Annotated in this window: 17 protein-coding genes; 10 read left to right on the top strand and 7 right to left on the bottom strand. The window is 58.3% G+C overall.

The features are described 5' to 3' along the window. Positions 1–20 precede the first annotated feature (20 nt). From GVL52_RS09195 to hydA, 4 genes are read left to right on the top strand one after another with little or no spacing between them, the layout of a single operon-like run. Complete coding sequence (locus tag GVL52_RS09195) at positions 21–695, top strand: amino acid ABC transporter permease (RefSeq protein WP_160006079.1); 675 nt, start codon at positions 21–23, stop codon at positions 693–695. Next, positions 692–1,429: an amino acid ABC transporter ATP-binding protein gene (locus GVL52_RS09190; RefSeq protein WP_160006077.1), complete on the top strand. Its 738-nt coding sequence runs from the start codon at positions 692–694 to the stop codon at positions 1,427–1,429. The genes GVL52_RS09195 and GVL52_RS09190 overlap by 4 nt, the downstream gene beginning before the upstream one ends. Positions 1,430–1,456: 27 nt before the next feature. Continuing rightward, on the top strand, positions 1,457–2,728 hold the full coding sequence (locus tag GVL52_RS09185; protein ID WP_160006075.1) for a cysteine desulfurase-like protein: 1,272 nt from the start codon (positions 1,457–1,459) through the stop codon (positions 2,726–2,728). Then, complete coding sequence (hydA, locus tag GVL52_RS09180; RefSeq protein WP_160006073.1) at positions 2,728–4,143, top strand: dihydropyrimidinase; 1,416 nt, start codon at positions 2,728–2,730, stop codon at positions 4,141–4,143. Before GVL52_RS09185 ends, hydA begins: the two co-directional genes overlap by 1 nt. Positions 4,144–4,271: 128 nt before the next feature. Here hydA and GVL52_RS09175 read toward each other — a convergent pair whose 3' ends face one another. Beyond that, on the bottom strand, positions 4,272–5,204 hold the full coding sequence (locus tag GVL52_RS09175) for a LysR substrate-binding domain-containing protein (RefSeq protein ID WP_160006071.1): 933 nt from the start codon (positions 5,202–5,204) through the stop codon (positions 4,272–4,274). A gap of 165 nt (positions 5,205–5,369) precedes the next feature. Here GVL52_RS09175 and GVL52_RS09170 point away from each other — a divergent pair, with 165 nt between their 5' ends. Then, positions 5,370–6,062: a type 1 glutamine amidotransferase domain-containing protein gene (locus tag GVL52_RS09170; RefSeq protein ID WP_160006069.1), complete on the top strand. Its 693-nt coding sequence runs from the start codon at positions 5,370–5,372 to the stop codon at positions 6,060–6,062. Positions 6,063–6,420: 358 nt separating this feature from the next. On the opposite strand, the gene GVL52_RS09165 is transcribed toward GVL52_RS09170, so the two are convergent. From GVL52_RS09165 to GVL52_RS09140, 6 genes are all read right to left on the bottom strand, one after another. Continuing rightward, positions 6,421–7,461, bottom strand: a complete 1,041-nt coding sequence (locus tag GVL52_RS09165) for a proline racemase family protein (RefSeq protein ID WP_160006067.1) — start codon at positions 7,459–7,461, stop codon at positions 6,421–6,423. A gap of 353 nt (positions 7,462–7,814) precedes the next feature. Next, a complete protein-coding gene (locus GVL52_RS09160) occupies positions 7,815–8,828 on the bottom strand; it encodes a proline racemase family protein (RefSeq protein ID WP_160006065.1) in 1,014 nt (337 codons plus the stop codon). A 15-nt stretch (positions 8,829–8,843) separates the two neighbouring features. After that, positions 8,844–9,638: an ABC transporter permease gene (locus GVL52_RS09155; protein ID WP_160006063.1), complete on the bottom strand. Its 795-nt coding sequence runs from the start codon at positions 9,636–9,638 to the stop codon at positions 8,844–8,846. Next, positions 9,635–10,465, bottom strand: a complete 831-nt coding sequence (locus GVL52_RS09150; RefSeq protein WP_160006061.1) for an ABC transporter permease — start codon at positions 10,463–10,465, stop codon at positions 9,635–9,637. Before GVL52_RS09150 ends, GVL52_RS09155 begins: the two co-directional genes overlap by 4 nt. Before the next feature lie 3 nt (positions 10,466–10,468). Then, a complete protein-coding gene (locus GVL52_RS09145; protein ID WP_160006059.1) occupies positions 10,469–11,515 on the bottom strand; it encodes an ABC transporter ATP-binding protein in 1,047 nt (348 codons plus the stop codon). 6 nt (positions 11,516–11,521) lie between these two features. Then, the gene (locus tag GVL52_RS09140) at positions 11,522–12,517 is read right to left on the bottom strand and encodes an ABC transporter substrate-binding protein (RefSeq protein ID WP_244619126.1); all 996 of its coding nucleotides are present in this window, start codon (positions 12,515–12,517) and stop codon (positions 11,522–11,524) included. 243 nt (positions 12,518–12,760) lie between these two features. On the opposite strand from GVL52_RS09140, the gene GVL52_RS09135 reads away from it, so the two are divergent. From GVL52_RS09135 to GVL52_RS09115, 5 genes are all read left to right on the top strand, one after another. Further along, entirely contained in the window at positions 12,761–13,816 is a 1,056-nt protein-coding gene (locus GVL52_RS09135) for a GlxA family transcriptional regulator (RefSeq protein ID WP_160006590.1), read from the top strand. 223 nt (positions 13,817–14,039) lie between these two features. After that, entirely contained in the window at positions 14,040–15,053 is a 1,014-nt protein-coding gene (locus tag GVL52_RS09130; RefSeq protein WP_160006055.1) for an aldo/keto reductase, read from the top strand. A gap of 349 nt (positions 15,054–15,402) precedes the next feature. After that, a complete protein-coding gene (locus GVL52_RS09125; protein ID WP_160006053.1) occupies positions 15,403–16,272 on the top strand; it encodes an alpha/beta hydrolase in 870 nt (289 codons plus the stop codon). Between the two features lie 51 nt (positions 16,273–16,323). Continuing rightward, positions 16,324–16,482, top strand: a complete 159-nt coding sequence (locus GVL52_RS09120; protein ID WP_160006051.1) for a hypothetical protein — start codon at positions 16,324–16,326, stop codon at positions 16,480–16,482. A gap of 89 nt (positions 16,483–16,571) precedes the next feature. Next, entirely contained in the window at positions 16,572–18,716 is a 2,145-nt protein-coding gene (locus tag GVL52_RS09115; RefSeq protein WP_160006049.1) for a TonB-dependent siderophore receptor, read from the top strand. Positions 18,717–18,852: the final 136 nt, after the last annotated feature.

Below are 18,852 nucleotides of genomic sequence, written 5' to 3'. Positions count from 1 at the left end.
AACGACTGACCGGTGCCGCAATGGATATTTTTACCACATTCTTCAATCTGGCGGTGCTGGAGCGCTCATTTCCGCTGCTTCTCGCCGGTCTCTGGATCACACTGAAGCTCGGTGTGGTCAGTATCGTTGGCGGGCTTTTCGGCGGGCTTATTTTCGCATTGCTGCGTCTCTATGGTGCTCCGGCGGTCCAGTTTCTCGCCAAGATTTATATCGATATCTTTCGCTCGATCCCGCTCCTCGTGCTGTTGATCGTGATTTACTACGCGCTGCCGTTCGTCGGTATCCGTCTCTCGCCGTTCTTCTCCGCTGTCAGCGCTCTGACCCTGGTGTCGGCGGCTTATACGGCGGAGATCTTTCGTGCCGGGATCGAGGCCTTGCCGCGCGGGCAGTTCGAGGCGTCTGAGGCCCTTGGGCTCTCCTATCGACATATGATGGTCGAGATCATCCTGCCGCAGGCGATCAAGATCGTCATTCCGCCTCTCACCAACAATTGCATCAATGTCATGAAGGATACCGCGCTCGCTTCTGTGGTTGCCATGCCCGATCTGCTGAAACAGGCGACGCAGGCGCAGGCGCTGATGGCCAATCCCTCGCCGCTGATCGGAGCGGCGATCATTTACGTCGCGCTCCTGTGGCCGCTGGTCGTCATCGTCGCGCGGCTGGAAAAGCGCTTCAGCGCAGGGAGGCGCAGATGAAGACCATCGTGAGCATTCAAAATCTCAACAAGGCGTACGGCGATTTTCAGGTGTTGCACGGCATTGACCTAGCGATTGCGGAGGGCGAGGTCGTCTGTGTCATCGGGCCGTCGGGTTCGGGCAAGTCGACGCTGATCCGTTGCATAAATCATCTGGAGAGCTTCTCCAGCGAAAGCCGGATTGATGTCGATGGCATCAAGGTGGAGCGCGGCAAAAACCTTGCCCAGGTTCGCGCCGAAGTCGGCATGGTGTTCCAGTCCTTCAATCTCTTCCCGCATCTGAGCGTGATGCGGAACATCATGATCGCACCGATGCGCGTGCGTGGAACCGCGCCTGAAGAGGCGGCCCGCAAAGCGAGAGAATTGCTTGCACGCGTTGGCATCACCGAGCAGGCGGATAAGTATCCCGAGCAGCTTTCGGGCGGCCAGCAACAACGCGTGGCGATTGCCCGTGCTTTGGCGATGGAGCCGCGCGTCCTTCTGTTCGACGAGCCGACATCGGCGCTTGATCCCGAGATGGTCGGCGAAGTGCTCGACGTCATGCGCAAGCTTGCTGTCAGTGGTGTCACGATGATCGTCGTGACCCACGAAATGGGCTTTGCCCGCCAGGTCGCTGACCGCGTCATCTTCATGGATGGCGGGCGCATCGTCGAGGCCGGCACCCCGACTGAAATATTCGACAATCCGCAAGAAGAGCGCACCAAGAGCTTTCTTCGCGCTGTTCTCAATCACTGACAAAAAGACAAGGTTCCGGAGGATCCAATGGATACCCAACGCCAATTCGATATCGACTTCGTCCGGAGCCAGTTCCCCGGTCTGCAGCACGGCTGGACATTTTTCGACAATGCCGGTGGGTCGCAGATCCTGAAGCGCGCGGTCGAGCGGATGACCACGTTCCTATACGATAAAAATGTCCAGATTGGCGGCAGCTACGACGTGTCGCAGCAGGCTGCAAAGGCGTTGATGGACGGTCGCAACGCTGCCATGCATCTGGTGAACGCGTCCCGTCCCGAGGAGATCGTGTTCGGCAGCTCGACAACCGTTCTGTTGCAAAATCTCGCGCGCGCCATGCGGAGCCAGCTTTCGGCAGGCGATGAGATCATCGTCACCATATCGGATCACGAATCGAACATCGGTCCCTGGGAGGGGTTGCGCGATATGGGTGTGGTCGTAAGGTTTTGGCCTCTCGATGCCACGACCTTCGAGCTCGATCTTGCCGATCTCGAGCCGCTGATGAGCGAGAGAACGAAGCTGGTTTGCGTCACCCATGTTTCCAATGTCTTGGGCACCGTCAACCCTATCGCCGAGATTGCCGCGATGGTCCACGCGCGTGGCGCGCGCATCTGCGTGGACGCTGTGGCCTATGCGCCGCATCGAGCCGTCGATGTCACCGCGATGGACGTCGACTACTACGTCTTCAGCTTCTACAAGACCTATGGGCCGCACTACGCGATGATGTACGGCAAGTACGATCACCTGCTTGAGCTCGATCCGCTTTATCACTTTTTCTATGGTCGCGATAAGGTGCCGGGAAAGCTGGAGCCCGGCAATGCAAACTACGAGCTTGCTTACTCGGTGACGGGGATCGTCGATTATCTCTGTGAACTCGGGGCAAGATCAGGCGCGACGGGCCCGACACGCGCGTTGATCCTGGCGGCGTTTGCGGCAATCACTGTCCAGGAAAACGCCCTGACCGATCGGCTTTTGTCCTACCTGCGCAGCCGCAACGATTGCCGCGTCATCGGCCAGACGACGAACCGGGACGGCGGGCGCATCCCGACAATAAGCTTCGTCTTCGAAGGGCACAATTCGGAAGACATATGCAAGGCAATGGACGACTATAAGATCGCAATTCGCTTCGGCGATTTCCACGCGCGACGGCTTGGGGATCACGTCGGCCTGCCGCAATATAACGGGGCCGTGCGCGTCTCGATGGTGCACTATAACACGACAGAGGAGGTGGACCGACTTGTTGCCGCTTTGGACGCGATCCTCGGTCGAGACGCTCCGATATCGAGCAAGGGGACGATCTGATGCATTTCGATACGATCATCAAGAATGGAACCGTGGTCACCGCAAGCGATACGTTCCGCAGTGACGTGGGCATTCGCGATGGAAAGATTGCGGCACTTGCCTCAGGTCTCGATGATGCAGACGAGATTATCGATGCATCCGGCCGTTACGTGATGCCAGGCGGCATAGACAGCCACGTTCACATCGCCCAGCCATCAGGCGATGGCATCGTCATGGCCGATGATTTTGCCAGCGGGACCCTGTCGGCTGCCTTTGGCGGCAACACCACGATCTTGCCATTCTGCATGCAGGAAAAGGGCACGACGCTCAGGGAATCGCTGAAGGTCTACCACGCCAAGGCCGAAGGCGAGTGCCACATCGACGTATCGTTTCACCTGGTGATCACCGATCCGACCGCCTATGTGCTCGGACAGGAACTGCCCGCACTCGTCGAGGATGGATACACGTCGCTGAAGGTCTTCATGACCTACGAGAACCTTCGCCTTCGCGACGACCAAATTCTGGATACGCTGGATAGCGCGCGGCGGTCCGGCGCGCTTGTCATGGTCCATTGCGAAAACGAAGACGCGATCCGCTTCTTGATTGGGCGCCATGAAGAGAATGGTGAACTTGCTCCGAAATATCATGCCTTGAGCCGCCCGGTTGCCGCCGAGCGTGAGGCAACCCATCGCGCCGTGTCGCTCGCTGAAATCGTCGGAACCCCGATCGTCATCGTCCATGTCTCCAACCGGCAGGCGATGGAGGAGATCGAGCGGGCTCGCAAGCGCGGCGGCAGGGTTGCCGGCGAAACCTGCCCGCAATATCTGCTGCTGACAGCCGATGATCTTGATGCAACCGAACTGGAGGGCGCAAAATTCGTCTGCTCTCCGCCGCCGCGAGACAAGGAAAGCCAGCTTGCCTGCTGGGAGGGCCTCCAGAACGGTACGTTCGAACTGTTCTCCTCCGATCACTGCCCTTTCCGCTACGACGACGAGAGCGGAAAACTGAATGAAAAGGGCAAGCGCAATTTTCGATGGATTCCAAATGGAATTCCAGGCGTTGAGACCCGGTTGCCGATCTTATTTTCCGAGGGCGTGAGCAAGGGCCGGATCGACATCAACCGGTTTGTTGCCTTGTCATCCACGAACCACGCCAAGCAGTATGGCCTTTATCCGCAAAAGGGGACCATTGCGATCGGTTCCGATGCGGACATCGCGATATGGGACCCCCATAAAGAAATTACGATAACCAATGAGATCCTTCACCACGGCGCGGATTACACGCCATACGAGGGGCTTTCCGTTCGCGGCTGGCCGGTGCGGGTTTTTCTGCGGGGCAGGACAATCGTCAACGGAGACCAGTTTACCGGCGAACGCGGCCAGGGGGATTACCTGCGCAGGACGAGAGCCTTCGACAACCAGCCAACAGCGCGATGAGCTTCATGGGAGATTATTGCGCAGGCGACGTTCGCGTTCGGCGGTAGGTATCCACTCGAGAGAAACTGGCGGAAGGGAGATGATTGCATGCACGTGCATCATCTGCTGCGGCAAGCCACCCGATCCCCCTACTCAACCTGCAAGTCAGGTGCCACGTTCGCATCCGTCAGCTCCCTTATCACTTCACCGATCAAGGATCGCAGCCATCGATGCGCGGGATCGTTGCGATGGCGGACATGCCAGGCCATCTCAACAGGGAATGTGCCGAGGTCGGTCGGGGCTGGGAGAACCTTCAGCCGTGCATCGTTTGCCAGGCGGCGGCAGATCAGGGTTGGCAGGGTGGCGCAGTAGTCGGTGACGGCAATCATTTCAGGAACGGCCAGAAAATGCGTGACTGAAACGGCGACCTCGCGCTTGAGGCCCTGGTGCCCCAGCGCCTGGAACAGGCCAGCCCGCATTCGCCCGGGTGGAAGCACATTGACGTGCCTCATCTGCTCATATTGCTCCCGTGAAATGCGATCGTGGATGTCCGGGTGACCTGCACGCACGACACAGGCAAGCCCTTCATCCATCAGATGCTGGACCACCATATTGTCCGGCGGATCAACAATTCGGCCGAGCACGATATCAGTCCCTCCGGACATGGCACCCGTTTCAGCAAGATCGTTGCCGAACGGTGTGAGACGCAGCTTGATTCCCGGCGCTTGCTCCCGCAGCCTGGCGACCAGAACCGGCATCAGCACGAACTCTACGTAGCCGTTTGGAGCAATCGTAAACAGCCGTTCTGCCCGTGCCGGATCGAAGGTCTGCTGGCCAAGTATGATGGCGTCAATGCTTGCCAGAGCTGCGGCGACAACGGGCTCAAGCTCCTCCGCCATCTGCGTCGGCTTCATGCCATAGCGCTCACGAACGAAAAGCGGATCACGCATGGTGTCGCGCAGACGGCTCAAGGCATTGGACATCGCAGGCTGGGTGATGCCGAGGCGCGCGGCCGCACGGGTAACATTTCGCTCCTCCATAAGAGCCAGGAAGACGGGTAGCAGGTTCAGGTCGTATTTCATCCAGTTATAGTTTCAGGTGAATGTCTGAAATACAACAAATAAATTTCCCGAATGCATGCCGATGCGGCATCTTGAGGGTGTCCAAACGGATGGGACAGAACAAGCCGATGCAGGCGTTCACCCTTTTCCGTAAGCCATTTCAGGCAAGCCCAAAGGATCGGTACAATGAAAATTCTGATGGTACTCACCTCGCATGACGAACTCGGCGACACCGGCCGCAAGACCGGTTTCTGGCTGGAAGAGTTCGCCGCACCCTATTATGCCTTCCTCGAGGCAGGTGCCGACATTACCGTCGCATCGCCGAAGGGCGGTCAGCCACCGCTCGATCCGAAGAGCGACGAGCCCTCGTTCCAGACCGAACAGACACGCCGCTTCCATGCCGACCCAAAGGCGCAGGCCGTCCTCGGTTCGACGGTCAAGCTCGCCTCTGTCGCCCAGGAAGACTACGACGCGGTCTTTTATCCCGGCGGTCACGGCCCGCTCTGGGATCTGGCAGAAGACCGGAATTCCATCGCCCTTATCGAGAATACCTACCGGGCCGGCAAGCCGGTCGCTCTCGTCTGCCATGCTCCGGGCGTTCTTCGCCACGTAACGGCTGCCGATGGAACACCGCTCGTTCGGGGCAAGAATGTCACCGGCTTCAAGAACACCGAAGAAGATGGCGTTGGCCTCACCGATATCGTGCCGTTCCTCGTCGAAGACATGCTGAAGCAGAATGGCGGGATCTATTCCAGCGGTGACGACTGGGCATCTTATGCTGTTCAGGACGGGTTGCTGATCACCGGCCAGAATCCGGGTTCATCCGTCGAGACGGCCCGCATCCTGCTGACGATGCTGAAGGTCGGTAAGGCTGCCTGATCGAATAACAGGTGCAGGAGGGCCTCGCTCCTGCACCTTCGCTCGGTGCGTAATCGCCCAATCTTGTTGGTGACGGGCCGGGTTCGAAGGGTCGTGCCGTTTTCAACCTGTTCGAAAACGCTTTGCGGTATCCAGCCCATATCGACATCGTGCATTGCGACCTGTGACAATCGCCCTGGATTGCCGAATGATCTCAAGCGGCCGCGACGCAGGCGTTTGTCTGTTGCCCAAGACCGCGGGGCGGTGAATGAGGAACGGCGTCTAGGAAAGTGACCCGGACCAGATCATCAAGGCAACGGCACCACCGAAGCCGCGGTGGGACGATTGCCGACTGACGGTCGCGCCGGTGTAGTCGTCGCTATTGCTTGAGGGTGGCAGTGACGCCCCACGTGTCTGGAATCATGTAGCCGGACTGCCACGGGTCCTCGGGATCGAGCAAATAGGTATGCTGACCGGTAATCCACGCCCGCCCGGTGATCTGGGGAACGATGGTTGTGTGGCCGGCTGTCTCGTTGATCTCCAGGATCTTTCCGATGAAGCGGGATCCGATGATCGATGAGTGGATGAGTGTATCGCCGACAGTCATCATGCCCTTGGCTTGCAGCACCGCCATACGCGCCGAGGTTCCGGTTCCGGTCGGGGATCGATCAGAGCGCCCTGGAGAAACGATGCAGGTGTTTCGGGTGATTTTGCCGCTGCCCTCGAATGGCATGGCGAACTGGACGATCGAAACGCCGCGGACATTGTCGAACTGTGGATGCCTGACGTCGAATTGCTCCCGTGCCGCCTTGCGTATCTTTTCACCGAGAATGGCGAGATCGCGTGCCTCGTCCGGCTGTACCTGAAATCCGAGCGCCTTGGCATCGACAATGCCGAAAAACATTCCGCCGTAAGCGATGTCGAGTGGTATGGTGCCATGTCCCTCGACCTCGAGCGCGCCGCCCAGCAATGCTGCGAACGCCGGCGCATTTCGAAACGTAATCGAACGGCACTTGCCATTCTCGCACTCGGCTGTCACCTCGATCACGCCGCCCGGCATATCCAGCTTGAACCGCGTGATTGGCTCGACCATGGGAACCATGCCCGTCTCGAGCAACACGGTCGCCACGCATATCGTATTGGAACCGGACATCGGAACGTATTCCGTCGGTTCCATGATGATGACACCTGCGGCGCATTCAGGATTTACGGCCGGGACAACGAGATTGACGTGGCGTGCGACGGAGCCGCGCGGCTCGCAGATCAGAAGCTGGCGAATATGATCGTGGTCGCGCTCCATCGCGATCATCTTTTCCATCATTGTTTCGCCATTTGGTGGCAAAACGCCGCCAATGATCACATCGCCGATTTCGCCTTCGGCATGACAGCCGACGACACTGATGGAAAGCCTGGAACGCATTTGCTATCTCCGTCTTGTTTGCCCCGACGCCTTCGGTTGAACCGGTAAGGGATGCAGGCTGTTACCTTTAAAGGTTTTCAGTGTGATCGCGAGAGGAGGCAGCATAAGGCTTTCCCGACGGTCACCGTGTTTACACCTCACCTGTCGCGACGACCTCGCCACTGGCCGAACCGCTTAAGCTGCGCTTGTATAGCAGTTTGTCATTGTCTGTCATTGTCTGGTCTTGCCCTGCATAAGGCTCGGCGCCTGCCGCTCACCGGTGAACCGGAAGCGACAAGCGGGATGATGGGTGATGTCGGGTCGTGGTCTTCGGGGATCGCCGGCTTTTGCGAATTGGGCGCGCTCGGAGGCGGTCAGGCCACGATGAAGCCGGCATCGACAGGGTCGTTCCTGTCGAAGGTCCAGCGCGCCGATCCCAGCAGGTTGGCTTTCCCCTTGATCACCGGCACGACGGCACGCGTGCCGCCAAGGTCGGTTTCGGCAATCACGGTTCCCTCGTAAAGGCCACTGCCGAGAAGACCCTCGGCTTTGATGGTCTGGTTGAGCGTGATGGCACCGCGCGATTCCAGAAGCGCCAGCATGCCGCTCATGGCGGTGCCGCCCGGAGCTCGGTCAAGCTGTCCGACACCGAAGACATGGACGTTCTTGTACATCGCGCCTTCCACCGTCGGGTCGTGCCAGAAGGTGACGAAATCGAGGCTTTTTACGTGCTTTTCCGTCGGATGCTGCGGCTGGACGAGCTTGCGGAGCTGATCACGCGCGAGAATGCCGTAGTGGATGAGATCCTTGCCGGTTTCGGGAGAAATGCGAAGCTTGGTATCGCGGATATCGATCACCGCGAAATAGTTGCCACCCCACACGACATCGGCACGCAGTTTTCCAAGACCTGGCAGGTCGAAGTCGATATCCTTGTAGGCGACATAGGCGGGCACGTTCTGGAACTCAGTTGAAAGCACGCGGCCGTCGCGCGCTTCGACCTTGGCAGTGACGGGGCCAGCCAGCGTCTCGAAGCGGATCGTGGTGATGCCATCGACGGCACGCTTGACCATGCCGCGTGCAACCATTGCCATCGCGATAGCGATCGTGCCATGCCCGCACATGAACTGGTAGTCGGTCGCATCCATGTAGATGAGCCCGGCGTCATAGCCGGGTTCGGATGGTGGCGTGACGAATACACCGACCATATCCTTGTGCCCGCGTGGCTCACGCATCAGCGCGAGGCGAAGCCAGTCGTAATTGTCCTTGAGATATTGCCACTTCTGCAGGATCGTCGTTGCGGCCGGATAGTTGATGCCACTGTGCACGATGCAGAGCGGCTCCCCCTCCGTATGGGTGTAAAGAACGTCAAAAGTGTCTTCGATATGCATGCTGGCTCCAATTTCTTACTTTTTCTTCGAAATGATGTCGATTTCGAAGACCAGGTCGAGCAGCACGATGAGTGCGGCGGCGACGAGAATGGTAACTGACGACACCGCCGCAATCGTCGGATCGATCGTGTATTGCACGTAGTTGAACAGCACGACCGGGATGGTGGTGAGGGCGGGCGTTGCCTGGAAAATGCTGACTTCGACATTGATCCAGGAGGTGATGAAGGCCAGCACGCTGCCGCTGATCACGCCGGATCTGATTTGCGGCAGTGTAACCAGGAAAAAGGTGACCCAAGCACCCGCGCCGAGATCTCTCGAGGCTTCTTCCAGCGTGCGCTGATCCTCCGAAAGCTGGGGTATGACCGAGCGCATGATGAACGGCATGATGATGACGACATGCCCCACAAGAAGCGCACCGAAGCTCCTGACCAGGCCAATCGATGTTCCATACTGAAGAAACGCAGCGCCAAGCACGATATAGGGCAACACCAGCGACGACATCAGTATCGTCTCGACCGTGGTCTTTCCGATGAACTCGTACCTGGCGATCGCAAGCGAGGCAGGAATTGCAAGCAATGCCGCAACGAGTGTCGATGCGGCCGCCAGAGCGGTGCTGACGATAAATGCGTTGACGTACGTGCTGTTTGCAAAAACGACGCCGTACCATTTCAGCGTGAAGCCCTGAGGCGGAAATGATAACAGTTCGGAATTGGAGACCGACGATCCGAGAACGATGAGGAGCGGAAAGATCAGGAAGAGAAGTGTCAGCGCCGAGGTCGCCGACAGGCATAGGCGGATGATCCTGCTCATGCTCTTTCCTTCCCGAACCTGTTGGAGAGAGAGACGATGATCAAGGTGAGGACGAGCAGCGTGATGCTCAAGGCACCGCCGAAATTGAAGTCGAAGACCGTACTGTACTGCTGGAAGATCAACATCGAGAACATGGTTATCTGGCCGCTTCCGAGCAAAGCCGGGGTCACGTAAGCGCTCATGGAGAGCGCAAAAACCATAAGTGATCCGGCGACAATACCGGTTATCGACAGAGGAAGGGTGATCGTCCCAAAGATCGTCCACTTGCCGGCACCCAGATCGCAGGCCGCGTGGCCGAGGGATTCGTCGATCCGCGCGAGTGAATTGGCGACCGCGATCACAATGAAGGGCAGGTGGATATAGACAAGACCGATCAGGACGCCTGTTTCGGTGCCCAGCAAGCGCATCGGTACCTCGGTGATGCCAAGTCCGAGCAGTCCGTCATTGAGCAGGCCACGGCGACCGAGCAGCACCATCCAGCCAAATGATCGTACGATGTTGCTGGTGAAGAGCGGCAGAACCAGCATGACGATGCAAATCCGGCGCAATGCCGCGTTCTTCACCACATTGACAAGGAAATACGACAGGGGATAACCGACGATGAGGCAGATCACCGTGGTGAACACGGCAAGCCGGGTCGTGGTGACCAGTATTTCCCAGTGATATTCGTCCAGCAGAATGCGAGCATAGTGGGCGAAGGTAAGGCCGCTTGTCGGCGATGTCAGGCTGGAAATCAGAACTGTCATCATGGGCGCGACGAAAAACGCCGTGAAGAATGCAACCGGCAATCCAAGCAGCAGAAGGGGCGCGGTGTTGAAGCGTGACATCTGTTAATCCGCCACTACGATCGCGTGTTCGGGGCTATAGCCCACGAGCACGGGCGATCCTTTTGCCGGCACGGGACAGTCGCTCGCACACCGCATACTGATTTTCTGGCCGGCCGCATCGACCATTACGGTTGAAAAGGGGCCCAGATTAAGGATCTCTTCGACAGTGGCGGCAAACGTCGAGATGCCCGGCATGGTTTCCTGGCGGAAGCTCAGGTGTTCAGGCCTGATCATGATCGTCGAGCCGTCGTTGTCCTTGTCGCCTCGAACCGGTTCGCTGCCGATTGCAGGCCTGAGGCTGCCATCGGCGTTGCGCGTGCAGGCGATGAAATTTGCTTCTCCGACGAAATCGGCGACAAACCGGGTCCGCGGTGCGTTGTAGATTGTGTGGCCATCACCGATCTGCTCGATACGCCCTTTGTTCATCACCACGATCCGATCGGCCATTGCCATGGCTTCCTCCTGGTCGTGGGTCACGAAGACGAAAGAAATGCCGAGACGTTGCTGCAACTGCTTCAGCTCGATCTGCATCTGCTTTCGCAATTTTGCGTCAAGCGCGCTGAGGGGTTCATCGAGCAGGAGCAGTTTTGGTTTGTTGACCAGGGCGCGGGCCAATGCGACGCGCTGTTGCTGCCCCCCCGATAGCTGCTTGGGGGAGCGTTCGCCAAATTCGCCCAGGCCGACCATCTCCAGTGCTTCGCGCGCCTGACGCGCGGACTCCTTCGAAGAGACGCCCTTGCGGCGGGGTCCATAAGCAACATTGTCGATTATCCGCATATGGGGAAACAATGCGTAGCTCTGAAAGACCGTGTTGACCGGCCGCTTGTTTGGCGGGACGGATGTAACATCCTGGCCGTCCATGAGGATCTGCCCGCTATCGGGGACAAGGAAACCGGCGATCGATCGCAACAGCGTGGTTTTTCCGCAACCGCTCGGCCCCAGCATGGCGATGAATTCGCCATGCTGGACTTCGAGTTCGACGTTTTGCAAGGCGTGATAAGTCCCGAATGACTTGTTGACGGACCTCACCGATAGAAGCGACTTGCTCATCTGGGATTACTTCCGCACCACCTCACGGTTCCAACGCTCTATCAGCTCGGCCCGTTTGCTGTTGATGTCCCACCAGTCGAGGAATTTCAGATCCTTGACGCTGCCCGTGGCACCCCAGGGCATTTTCTTGGCGGTTTCGGCCGAAACCTTCGCATCCGTCACATACGGACCGAGATAAAGCTTTTCGGCAAGGCAGGTGGAGGCTTCGGCGGTGAGCGCAAAGTCGATGAACTTTTCAGCCGACGCCTTGTGCGGCGCGCCCTTGACCAGATGCAGGCGCACGTCGCCAGCCCAGGCGCCTTCCTTGGGAATGGAAAAGCCGATCTTGACGCCCTTGGCGTTCAAGTCCCAGGTCGGAGCGTTGTTGTAAGCGCCGATGATGACTTCGCCGGTCTGAAACGCATTGGCCGCGGCGCCAGAGCTTTCAAAGAACATCCCGGCCTTGAGTTCCTTGAGCTTCTTGAACGTGGCGTCGAAGTCCTGGCCGGGCGTGAGTGTCTGATTGAGGAAGTAGATGGTGGGGACGCCCAGACCGTTGGCGGGTGCTGGAAGAAGGACCGCTCCCGCATACTCTTTATTCCAGAGATCGTTCCATGAGGTCGGCGGCGTTTTGACTTCGGTCGTGCTGTAGGCGATGCCGACGGCATAGTAGCCGGTGCTCAGGGCGAAAACCGAGCCATCCTTCTTGTAGATGGCTTCGGGAATAAGGTTCTTCGTGTTTGGCAGGGCATTCATGTCGAGGGGAGCAATGACGCCAGCACTGTAGGCCATCTCGCTGATACCGGAATCCATCCAGACCGCGTCGAGGACCGGGGCAGCCTTCTGCTGTTCCAGCTTCGACAGGTTGACGGTCGACGTTCCGATCTCGGGAACGACGGTGATCCCGGTGCTCTTGGTGAAAGGGTCGGCAATGCAGGTCTGGAATGCGCTGCCCCAGCTGCCTCCGAACCAGCCAACCGTGATCGTTTCCGCCGCACTGGCACCGAAAGCGATGGATGCCATACAGGCTGTCATCATGACGTTTTTGGCGATGTTTTTCATGTTACCCTGTTTTTTATTTGGTTGTTTGTTAACTGGAAAGGTGGCGCAAAGGACACCGAAAACCAAGGAAGCAAACAGACACGAACTTGAATGAATCCGACATAAATCGTGCTTGCGACGCGCAGGCTATTTGCGTCATACTCATATACCCAACGCCGCGACACTCTACGAGACAGTGGAACTAGCGTGCTGGCCGAGAGCGCAATGATGACAGACCATCAGGATCGGACGCCGTTGCGCGTCGGATTTATACTATTGGATCAGTTCACACTGGCAGGCTTTGCGGGGATGGTCGATGCACTGCGCCTGGCGGCCGATACGGGCGGTGGAAGTCGCCAGATTCATGCCTCCTGGACGATCATGACCGAGGACGCCCGTCCGTGCAGGTCAAGCTGCGGTGCGGTTATTGCCGAAACCTCGCCCTTTCTAGATCCCCTGTCTTTCGACTATGTCGCAGTATGTGGAGGAAACGGCTATCAGAGCGGCTCCACCTACTCGCCCAGTCTGATCGCCTACCTGCAGGAGGCCATGCGCAAACGCATCAGGTTGATCGGGATCTGCACGGGAACGTTCGCTCTGGCAAAATCCAATCTGATCGGAGACCGTACCGTTTGTGTCAACTGGAATGTGGTGGACGTTTTTCAGCGGATGTTTCCCGCCGTCAACACCCGCACGGACATGCTTTTCGTTGACGAAGGCGATCTGATCACCTGTGCAGGTTCCACCGCGGCCATCGATCTCGGCCTCTATCTGATCTCCCGTCACTGTGGGACCGACAAGGCCCGCCAGGCGGTCCGCCACATGATCCTTCAGTCCAGTCGACCGGCAAAGATGCCACAGCCGCATTTCGCGGCCGAGCTACGAGGCTGCAACGACGTTCGTGTGCAACAGGCCGTGCATTTCATGACGCAAAGAATTGACGAGCCGCCCTCCGTCGATGCGACTGCACGGTATGTGGGCGTAAGCAGCCGCCAGTTGGAGAGGATTTTTCATCAATCGGTCGGCGTTACGCCGAAGGCCATGCAATTGCGGCTGCGCTTGCGTTATGCCCAGTGGTTGCTGCTCAGCTCGCATCGTTCCATCATGGATATCGCTTTCGATTGCGGTTTTGCGGATGCCGCGCATTTTTCCCGGGAATATCGGGGCTATTTTCACACTCGACCGAGCGACTTGAGAAAACAGCTGAAGTCGAACCGGGATGCCGTCGCACAGAATCCGCTCTTCGACGGCTCCTCCCTTCCGGAACCATCCGGATCTTAAGGCGAGCATGTCGAGACTTGTCGCCGATGGTGCGATCGAATTGACCTGCCGCCGAACTTTCATCAGGAACTGCCGGTTTGCGGGCGAACTGCCGGGATCTGTGAATTTACTTCGCATATCTTGCGAACCCCGGTTGGCTACCGGCACCACGCGCTCCGCCATATTCTGATATTCAACAGGGGCAGGCGCTCATTCACACCGTCACCAACGAAAGGTTAAGACAATGGCTCTCAAGGATATTCTGCCGAGCAAGCTCGGTTTCGGCGCAGCCCCGCTTGGCAACATGTTCCGCGACATTCCGGAACAGGAAGCGCTCGCCACGGTGGAAGCTGCTTGGAACAATGGCATTCGCTACTACGACAATGCGCCTTTCTATGGCGCAGGCCTTGCGGAGATCCGTATGGGCGCGGCGCTGAAAGAAAAGCCGCGCGACCAATATGTGATCAGCACCAAGGTCGGGCGCGTCATTCTCGATGAGATCGAGGATGTAACCGCGCGCGACTTGGGCGAGAAGGGTGATGTCTTCAAATATGGCCGCCCCAACAAGATCATCAACGACTACACGGAAGAGGCCACCCTCCGCTCGATCGAGGACAGCTTGAAGCGGCTGAACACCGATCATATCGACATCGCCTTTGTCCATGACGTCGCCCAGGACTTCTATGGTGACGAATGGTTGAGTGTTTTCGAAAGCGCACGCAAGGGCGCCTTCAAGGCGCTGGACCGGCTGCGTGACGAGGGCGTGATCAAGGCCTGGGGCCTCGGCGTCAACCGTGTCGAGCCGATCGAATTGCTGCTCGCGCTGGAAGGCCCGCGTCCTGATGGATTCCTGCTCGCCGGTCGCTACACGCTGCTCGACCATGACCTCGCGCTTCAGCGGGTCATGCCAAAGGTCGTCGAGCGCGGTCTCGGCATCGTGGTCGGTGGCCCCTATAGTTCAGGCGCTCTGGTGGGCGGTCCGAATTTCGAATATGCGCCCGCGACGCCGGCAATTCTCGACAAGGTAGCACGGATCAAGGCGACCGCCGACCGCCATGGCGTAAGCATCAAGGCGGCAGGGTTGCATTTCGCGCTCGCTAACCCCGCAGTGGCCGCAGTCATTCCCGGTGCGAGCAAGCCGGAGCGGATCGCGGAGGATCGTGCCGCGCTCGAGGAGGCGATTCCCGCGGATTTCTGGCGCGAGATCCGTCAGGCCGGTCTCGTCAATCCCGAAGCGCCGCTTCCCCTATTGGACTGATGGCGACGAAATGCCAATCGCGGCCTCGCGCTTCGGTCTCCCCCGCGCGCGACGGCATTCGTGACATCCAGCCGCTCGTCTGCGACCTGCAAGACTGGCTGCAGACGGGCGGGCGAAGCTGTCGCGCAGTTCCCCCGTCGCCGCAGCGCTAGACTACATGCCGAAGCGGCGGAACGGCTTCACATTCCGCAAATGAGTGGTTGCCTTGCCTTTTGCACGGTCTTGAACTAGGCACTCGGAAATACATGATCATTGTAGTCATGTAATATCCGAATGGCCGCTTTTGGGGTCACGAGCGCTGCTCAGCGCCCGGATCGTTCGTTTCTATCAATACGCCGATGAGGTTCGCATGAATGATCAGTCCACCGCCTATTCGATCCCCGGAACGTCCTTTATCGATCTGGTTCCAGCTGGAGGCGGTGAGCCCTATCGCGTTTTCCTCTACATTCCCGCGGGGCCCGCACCGGCAACCGGATGGCCGCTGCTCGTTTTAACCGACGGCAATGCAACGTTTCCCTTCGCCGCTGCCGCCCTCGCCACGCAGGCGCCTTACCCCGCGGCAACGAATGTCGGCTGGGGCGTCATCGCGGCAATCGGCTACCCGACCGATGAGGCTTACGATGGACTACGTCGCTCCTGGGACCTCAGCCCACCGCCAGGCACATCCTATCCGCCATTCTCGGAGGGAGGCCCCGAAGTCATCACCGGGGGTGCTGACAATCTCCTGCGCTTCATCGAGGACGAATTTTTGCCGCGGATCGCGGAGATGGCGTCGATCGACGTTGCGCGCAAGGCGCTTTTTGGCCACTCCTTTGGAGGCCTTTTCACGCTTTACGCCTTGTTCAATCGCCCCAGCCTGTTTGCCAGCTGGATCGCAGCCAGCCCGACAATTTACTGGGAGGATGGCATTCTGTTGAAAAGTGAGGCCGAGCGCCGAAAGACAATAGGCAGCAAGCCCTTTCTGCATTTGTCTGCCGGCGAATACGAGGGCGATGAACTGGCGCCGTTTCAACAGCGAAACGACGATGCCGCCGCCCGATTGGAAAAAAAGAAGCTTGAGCGCACTGTTTCGTTGGCGCGGGACATGGCGGAGCGGTTGGATGGCGGCACTGACGGACTGAACGCCCAATTCGAGCTTTATGCGGGTGAGACTCACATGTCCGTTCTTGCCGCGGCGGTGAACCGCGCTGTCGCCATTGCCTTTGCCGTCAGACGCTGACCAAAAAATGAGGGGAGACCCGTCGAGGGCGACTGTCTGCAGGAGGCATAGATGGCTTCGCCAGAAGCGCTGTGTGACATCGCATGTGCATCGGCATTGGCAGACCCGATCGATCATCTCACAAGCCGTTTTTTCCGCAAGGAAACCGAATGTGTGGACGCCCCGGTTAACAACCGGGAATTGCTCACAGAAAGGCGAAAAATAAGTTGACTCGTTTTATCCTGTTTGAATAAGTGCTCGCAGCGGTGTCCGGGGTGACTGGACGCTGACTGTTGGGGACTGATTTCAAAGGGCTAGATATGACGATTGCTCGATCTGCTATAATTGGCACGCAGGCAAAACGCTTAATTGCAAGCACGGCGTTAGTGACATTTTCCATAGGCGTTGTGGGCACTGGTTGGGCTCAGGACGCGTCAACAGACAACGCAACCCAGTTGCAGCGGATCGTTGTCGAAGGCAAGTCTGACCGCCTCGATGCCGTCGATCCAACGATTGTCGCCAAGGAAACAGCGACCGGCACCAAGACAAACACACCTATTATCGATATTCCTGCGTCGGTTTCGGTGGTGACGCAGAAGGAACTGGAAGAGCGTCACGTCGAGAGCCTGCAGCAGGCGGTCGCCTACACATCGAGCGTGTTCAGCGACGAGTTCGGCAATGACGACCGGTACGACTACATCCGCATTCGCGGTTTCGATCAGACGACGCTCGGTACCTATCGCGACGGCCTGGCGGCGCGTATTCCTGCATTTTACACGGCAAGCCGTCTCGAGCCTTATGGGCTCCAGCGCGTCGAGGTCCTGAAGGGATCGACATCGACACTGTTTGGTCTGAACGGACCCGGCGGGCTGGTCAACGCAATCACCAAGCGGCCCCAGGACGAAAAGCACGGGGAGGTCTACACCTCCTATGGCGATGGGACGAAAGAGGTGGGTGCTGACTTCGGCGGGCCGATCGATCCCGATGGTGTTTGGTCCTACCGGCTGACCGGACTGGTAAAGGAAGGTGACCTCGGGTGGGACTACTCCAACGATGATCGCGTCTACATCGCGCCGGCGTTGACGATAAAACCCGAGGAAGGCACGTCGCTCACCATCCTGACGGACTATTACAAGCGGGACGGGACCGGCGCCCGCGGCTTTCCGACAGGTGCCGACATCGACATCAACACCTTCCTTGGCGAACCGGACTTCAATCGCTTCAACACCAAGCAGACCGACATCGGCTACCAGTTCGAGCATGAGCTCAACGACAGCCTGACCTTCCGCTCGAACGGTCGCTACACCAATATGAACCTCGACTATGCCGAGGTTTATGGCGCGTCGCTTGATCCGACCACCGACCGCATCGCGTTTTCGGTCGATGGCCGATCCAACCGGTATGCTTTCGACAACCAATTGCAATACGACACGGGTTGGAACGGGATCGACAGCAAGACGCTCGTCGGTGTGGACTATGCCGACGACAATACCCGTGAAGAGATCCTCTATGGAACTGCGGGGCCGATCGATATCAATAACCCGACCTACTGCGGCCTTTCCTGCATCGAACTGGGTCCGTATGTGAACTGGCGGGTCAAGCAGCAGGCGCTGGGTGTTTACGCCCAGGAGCAGCTGACCTTTGACGACCGCTGGATTGTCACCCTTGGCGGCCGCTGGGACCGCGTTCACACGACGGCGGATTACCTCGATACAGGAACGCAAGACGACAATACGGAGTCCGCCTTCACCAAGCGTGTTGGCCTGACCTACAAGCTCAATCCGAACCTTGCAGTCTACGCCAACTATTCGGAAAGCTTCCAGCCGCTGGTGACACCAAGCGCCAATGGATATGCGCTCTCGGGCTCGCTGAAACCTCAGAAAGGTCAACAGTACGAGGTCGGCCTCAAATACCAGCCGGACGGTTTTGACGGTCTCTTCACGCTCGCGGCGTTTGACCTGACCCAGACCAACGTCCCGACCTACGTAACACCCGTGCTTCAGGAGCAGATCGGCAAAGTCGGGGTTCGTGGCATCGAATTCGAAGGGAAGGCTGCGGTCGCCGACAACCTCAACCTGACGCTTGCCTATTCCTATTGGGATTCCGAAATCCTCGAAGATGGAACGGGTGGCAACATCGGCAACCGACCACAGCGCGTTCCGCGCCACCTGGCTTCCGCATGGCTCGACTATACGATTCCGGGTGAAGGGAAACGTGGAGATCTGACCATTGGTGGCGGCGTACGATATATCGGGCAGACCTATGGGGACGACGCCAATACCGTGTCAGTTGGCGGCTACACAACTGTGGACGCTGCAGTGAACTACAAGGTGACAAAAGACGTGACACTGGCAGTCAACGTCACGAACCTGTTTGATCGCAAGTATGTTGCCACTTCCTATTATGGAACGGAATATTATGGCGACCGGCGCAAGGTCGTGGGCACGCTCAGATACACCTGGTAGGCGTGCCGAACGCCAGCTTGGTTTGACCGAAAGAGAGCCACGCGCATGTAGAATGCGCGTGGCGTTACGATAGTCGGGCCGACATCGGGTAGTTGTGGCCCTTGCCGCCAACCGATTTCCCGCCACCGCATCGATC

This window comes from Rhizobium sp. 18055 (assembly GCF_902706285.1).
Lineage (GTDB): Bacteria > Pseudomonadota > Alphaproteobacteria > Rhizobiales > Rhizobiaceae > Rhizobium.
Note: the sequence above shows the minus strand (reverse complement) of the source record. Positions and strands in the feature narration are given on the sequence as shown.

Excerpts from the sequence above, each read along its gene's own strand:
- GVL52_RS09115 (WP_160006049.1), top strand. The coding sequence starts at position 16,572 with ATGACGATTGCTCGATCTGCTATAATTGGCACGCAGGCAAAACGCTTA.
- GVL52_RS09185 (WP_160006075.1), top strand. The coding sequence starts at position 1,457 with ATGGATACCCAACGCCAATTCGATATCGACTTCGTCCGGAGCCAGTTC.
- GVL52_RS09195 (WP_160006079.1), top strand. The coding sequence starts at position 21 with ATGGATATTTTTACCACATTCTTCAATCTGGCGGTGCTGGAGCGCTCA.
- hydA (WP_160006073.1), top strand. The coding sequence starts at position 2,728 with ATGCATTTCGATACGATCATCAAGAATGGAACCGTGGTCACCGCAAGC.
- GVL52_RS09160 (WP_160006065.1), bottom strand. The coding sequence starts at position 8,828 with ATGCATATCGAAGACACTTTTGACGTTCTTTACACCCATACGGAGGGG.
- GVL52_RS09130 (WP_160006055.1), top strand. The coding sequence starts at position 14,040 with ATGGCTCTCAAGGATATTCTGCCGAGCAAGCTCGGTTTCGGCGCAGCC.
- GVL52_RS09165 (WP_160006067.1), bottom strand. The coding sequence starts at position 7,461 with ATGCGTTCCAGGCTTTCCATCAGTGTCGTCGGCTGTCATGCCGAAGGC.
- GVL52_RS09175 (WP_160006071.1), bottom strand. The coding sequence starts at position 5,204 with ATGAAATACGACCTGAACCTGCTACCCGTCTTCCTGGCTCTTATGGAG.
- GVL52_RS09170 (WP_160006069.1), top strand. The coding sequence starts at position 5,370 with ATGAAAATTCTGATGGTACTCACCTCGCATGACGAACTCGGCGACACC.
- GVL52_RS09190 (WP_160006077.1), top strand. The coding sequence starts at position 692 with ATGAAGACCATCGTGAGCATTCAAAATCTCAACAAGGCGTACGGCGAT.
- GVL52_RS09155 (WP_160006063.1), bottom strand. The coding sequence starts at position 9,638 with ATGAGCAGGATCATCCGCCTATGCCTGTCGGCGACCTCGGCGCTGACA.
- GVL52_RS09150 (WP_160006061.1), bottom strand. The coding sequence starts at position 10,465 with ATGTCACGCTTCAACACCGCGCCCCTTCTGCTGCTTGGATTGCCGGTT.
- GVL52_RS09120 (WP_160006051.1), top strand. The coding sequence starts at position 16,324 with ATGGCTTCGCCAGAAGCGCTGTGTGACATCGCATGTGCATCGGCATTG.
- GVL52_RS09125 (WP_160006053.1), top strand. The coding sequence starts at position 15,403 with ATGAATGATCAGTCCACCGCCTATTCGATCCCCGGAACGTCCTTTATC.
- GVL52_RS09145 (WP_160006059.1), bottom strand. The coding sequence starts at position 11,515 with ATGAGCAAGTCGCTTCTATCGGTGAGGTCCGTCAACAAGTCATTCGGG.
- GVL52_RS09135 (WP_160006590.1), top strand. The coding sequence starts at position 12,761 with ATGATGACAGACCATCAGGATCGGACGCCGTTGCGCGTCGGATTTATA.
- GVL52_RS09140 (WP_244619126.1), bottom strand. The coding sequence starts at position 12,517 with ATGGCATCCATCGCTTTCGGTGCCAGTGCGGCGGAAACGATCACGGTT.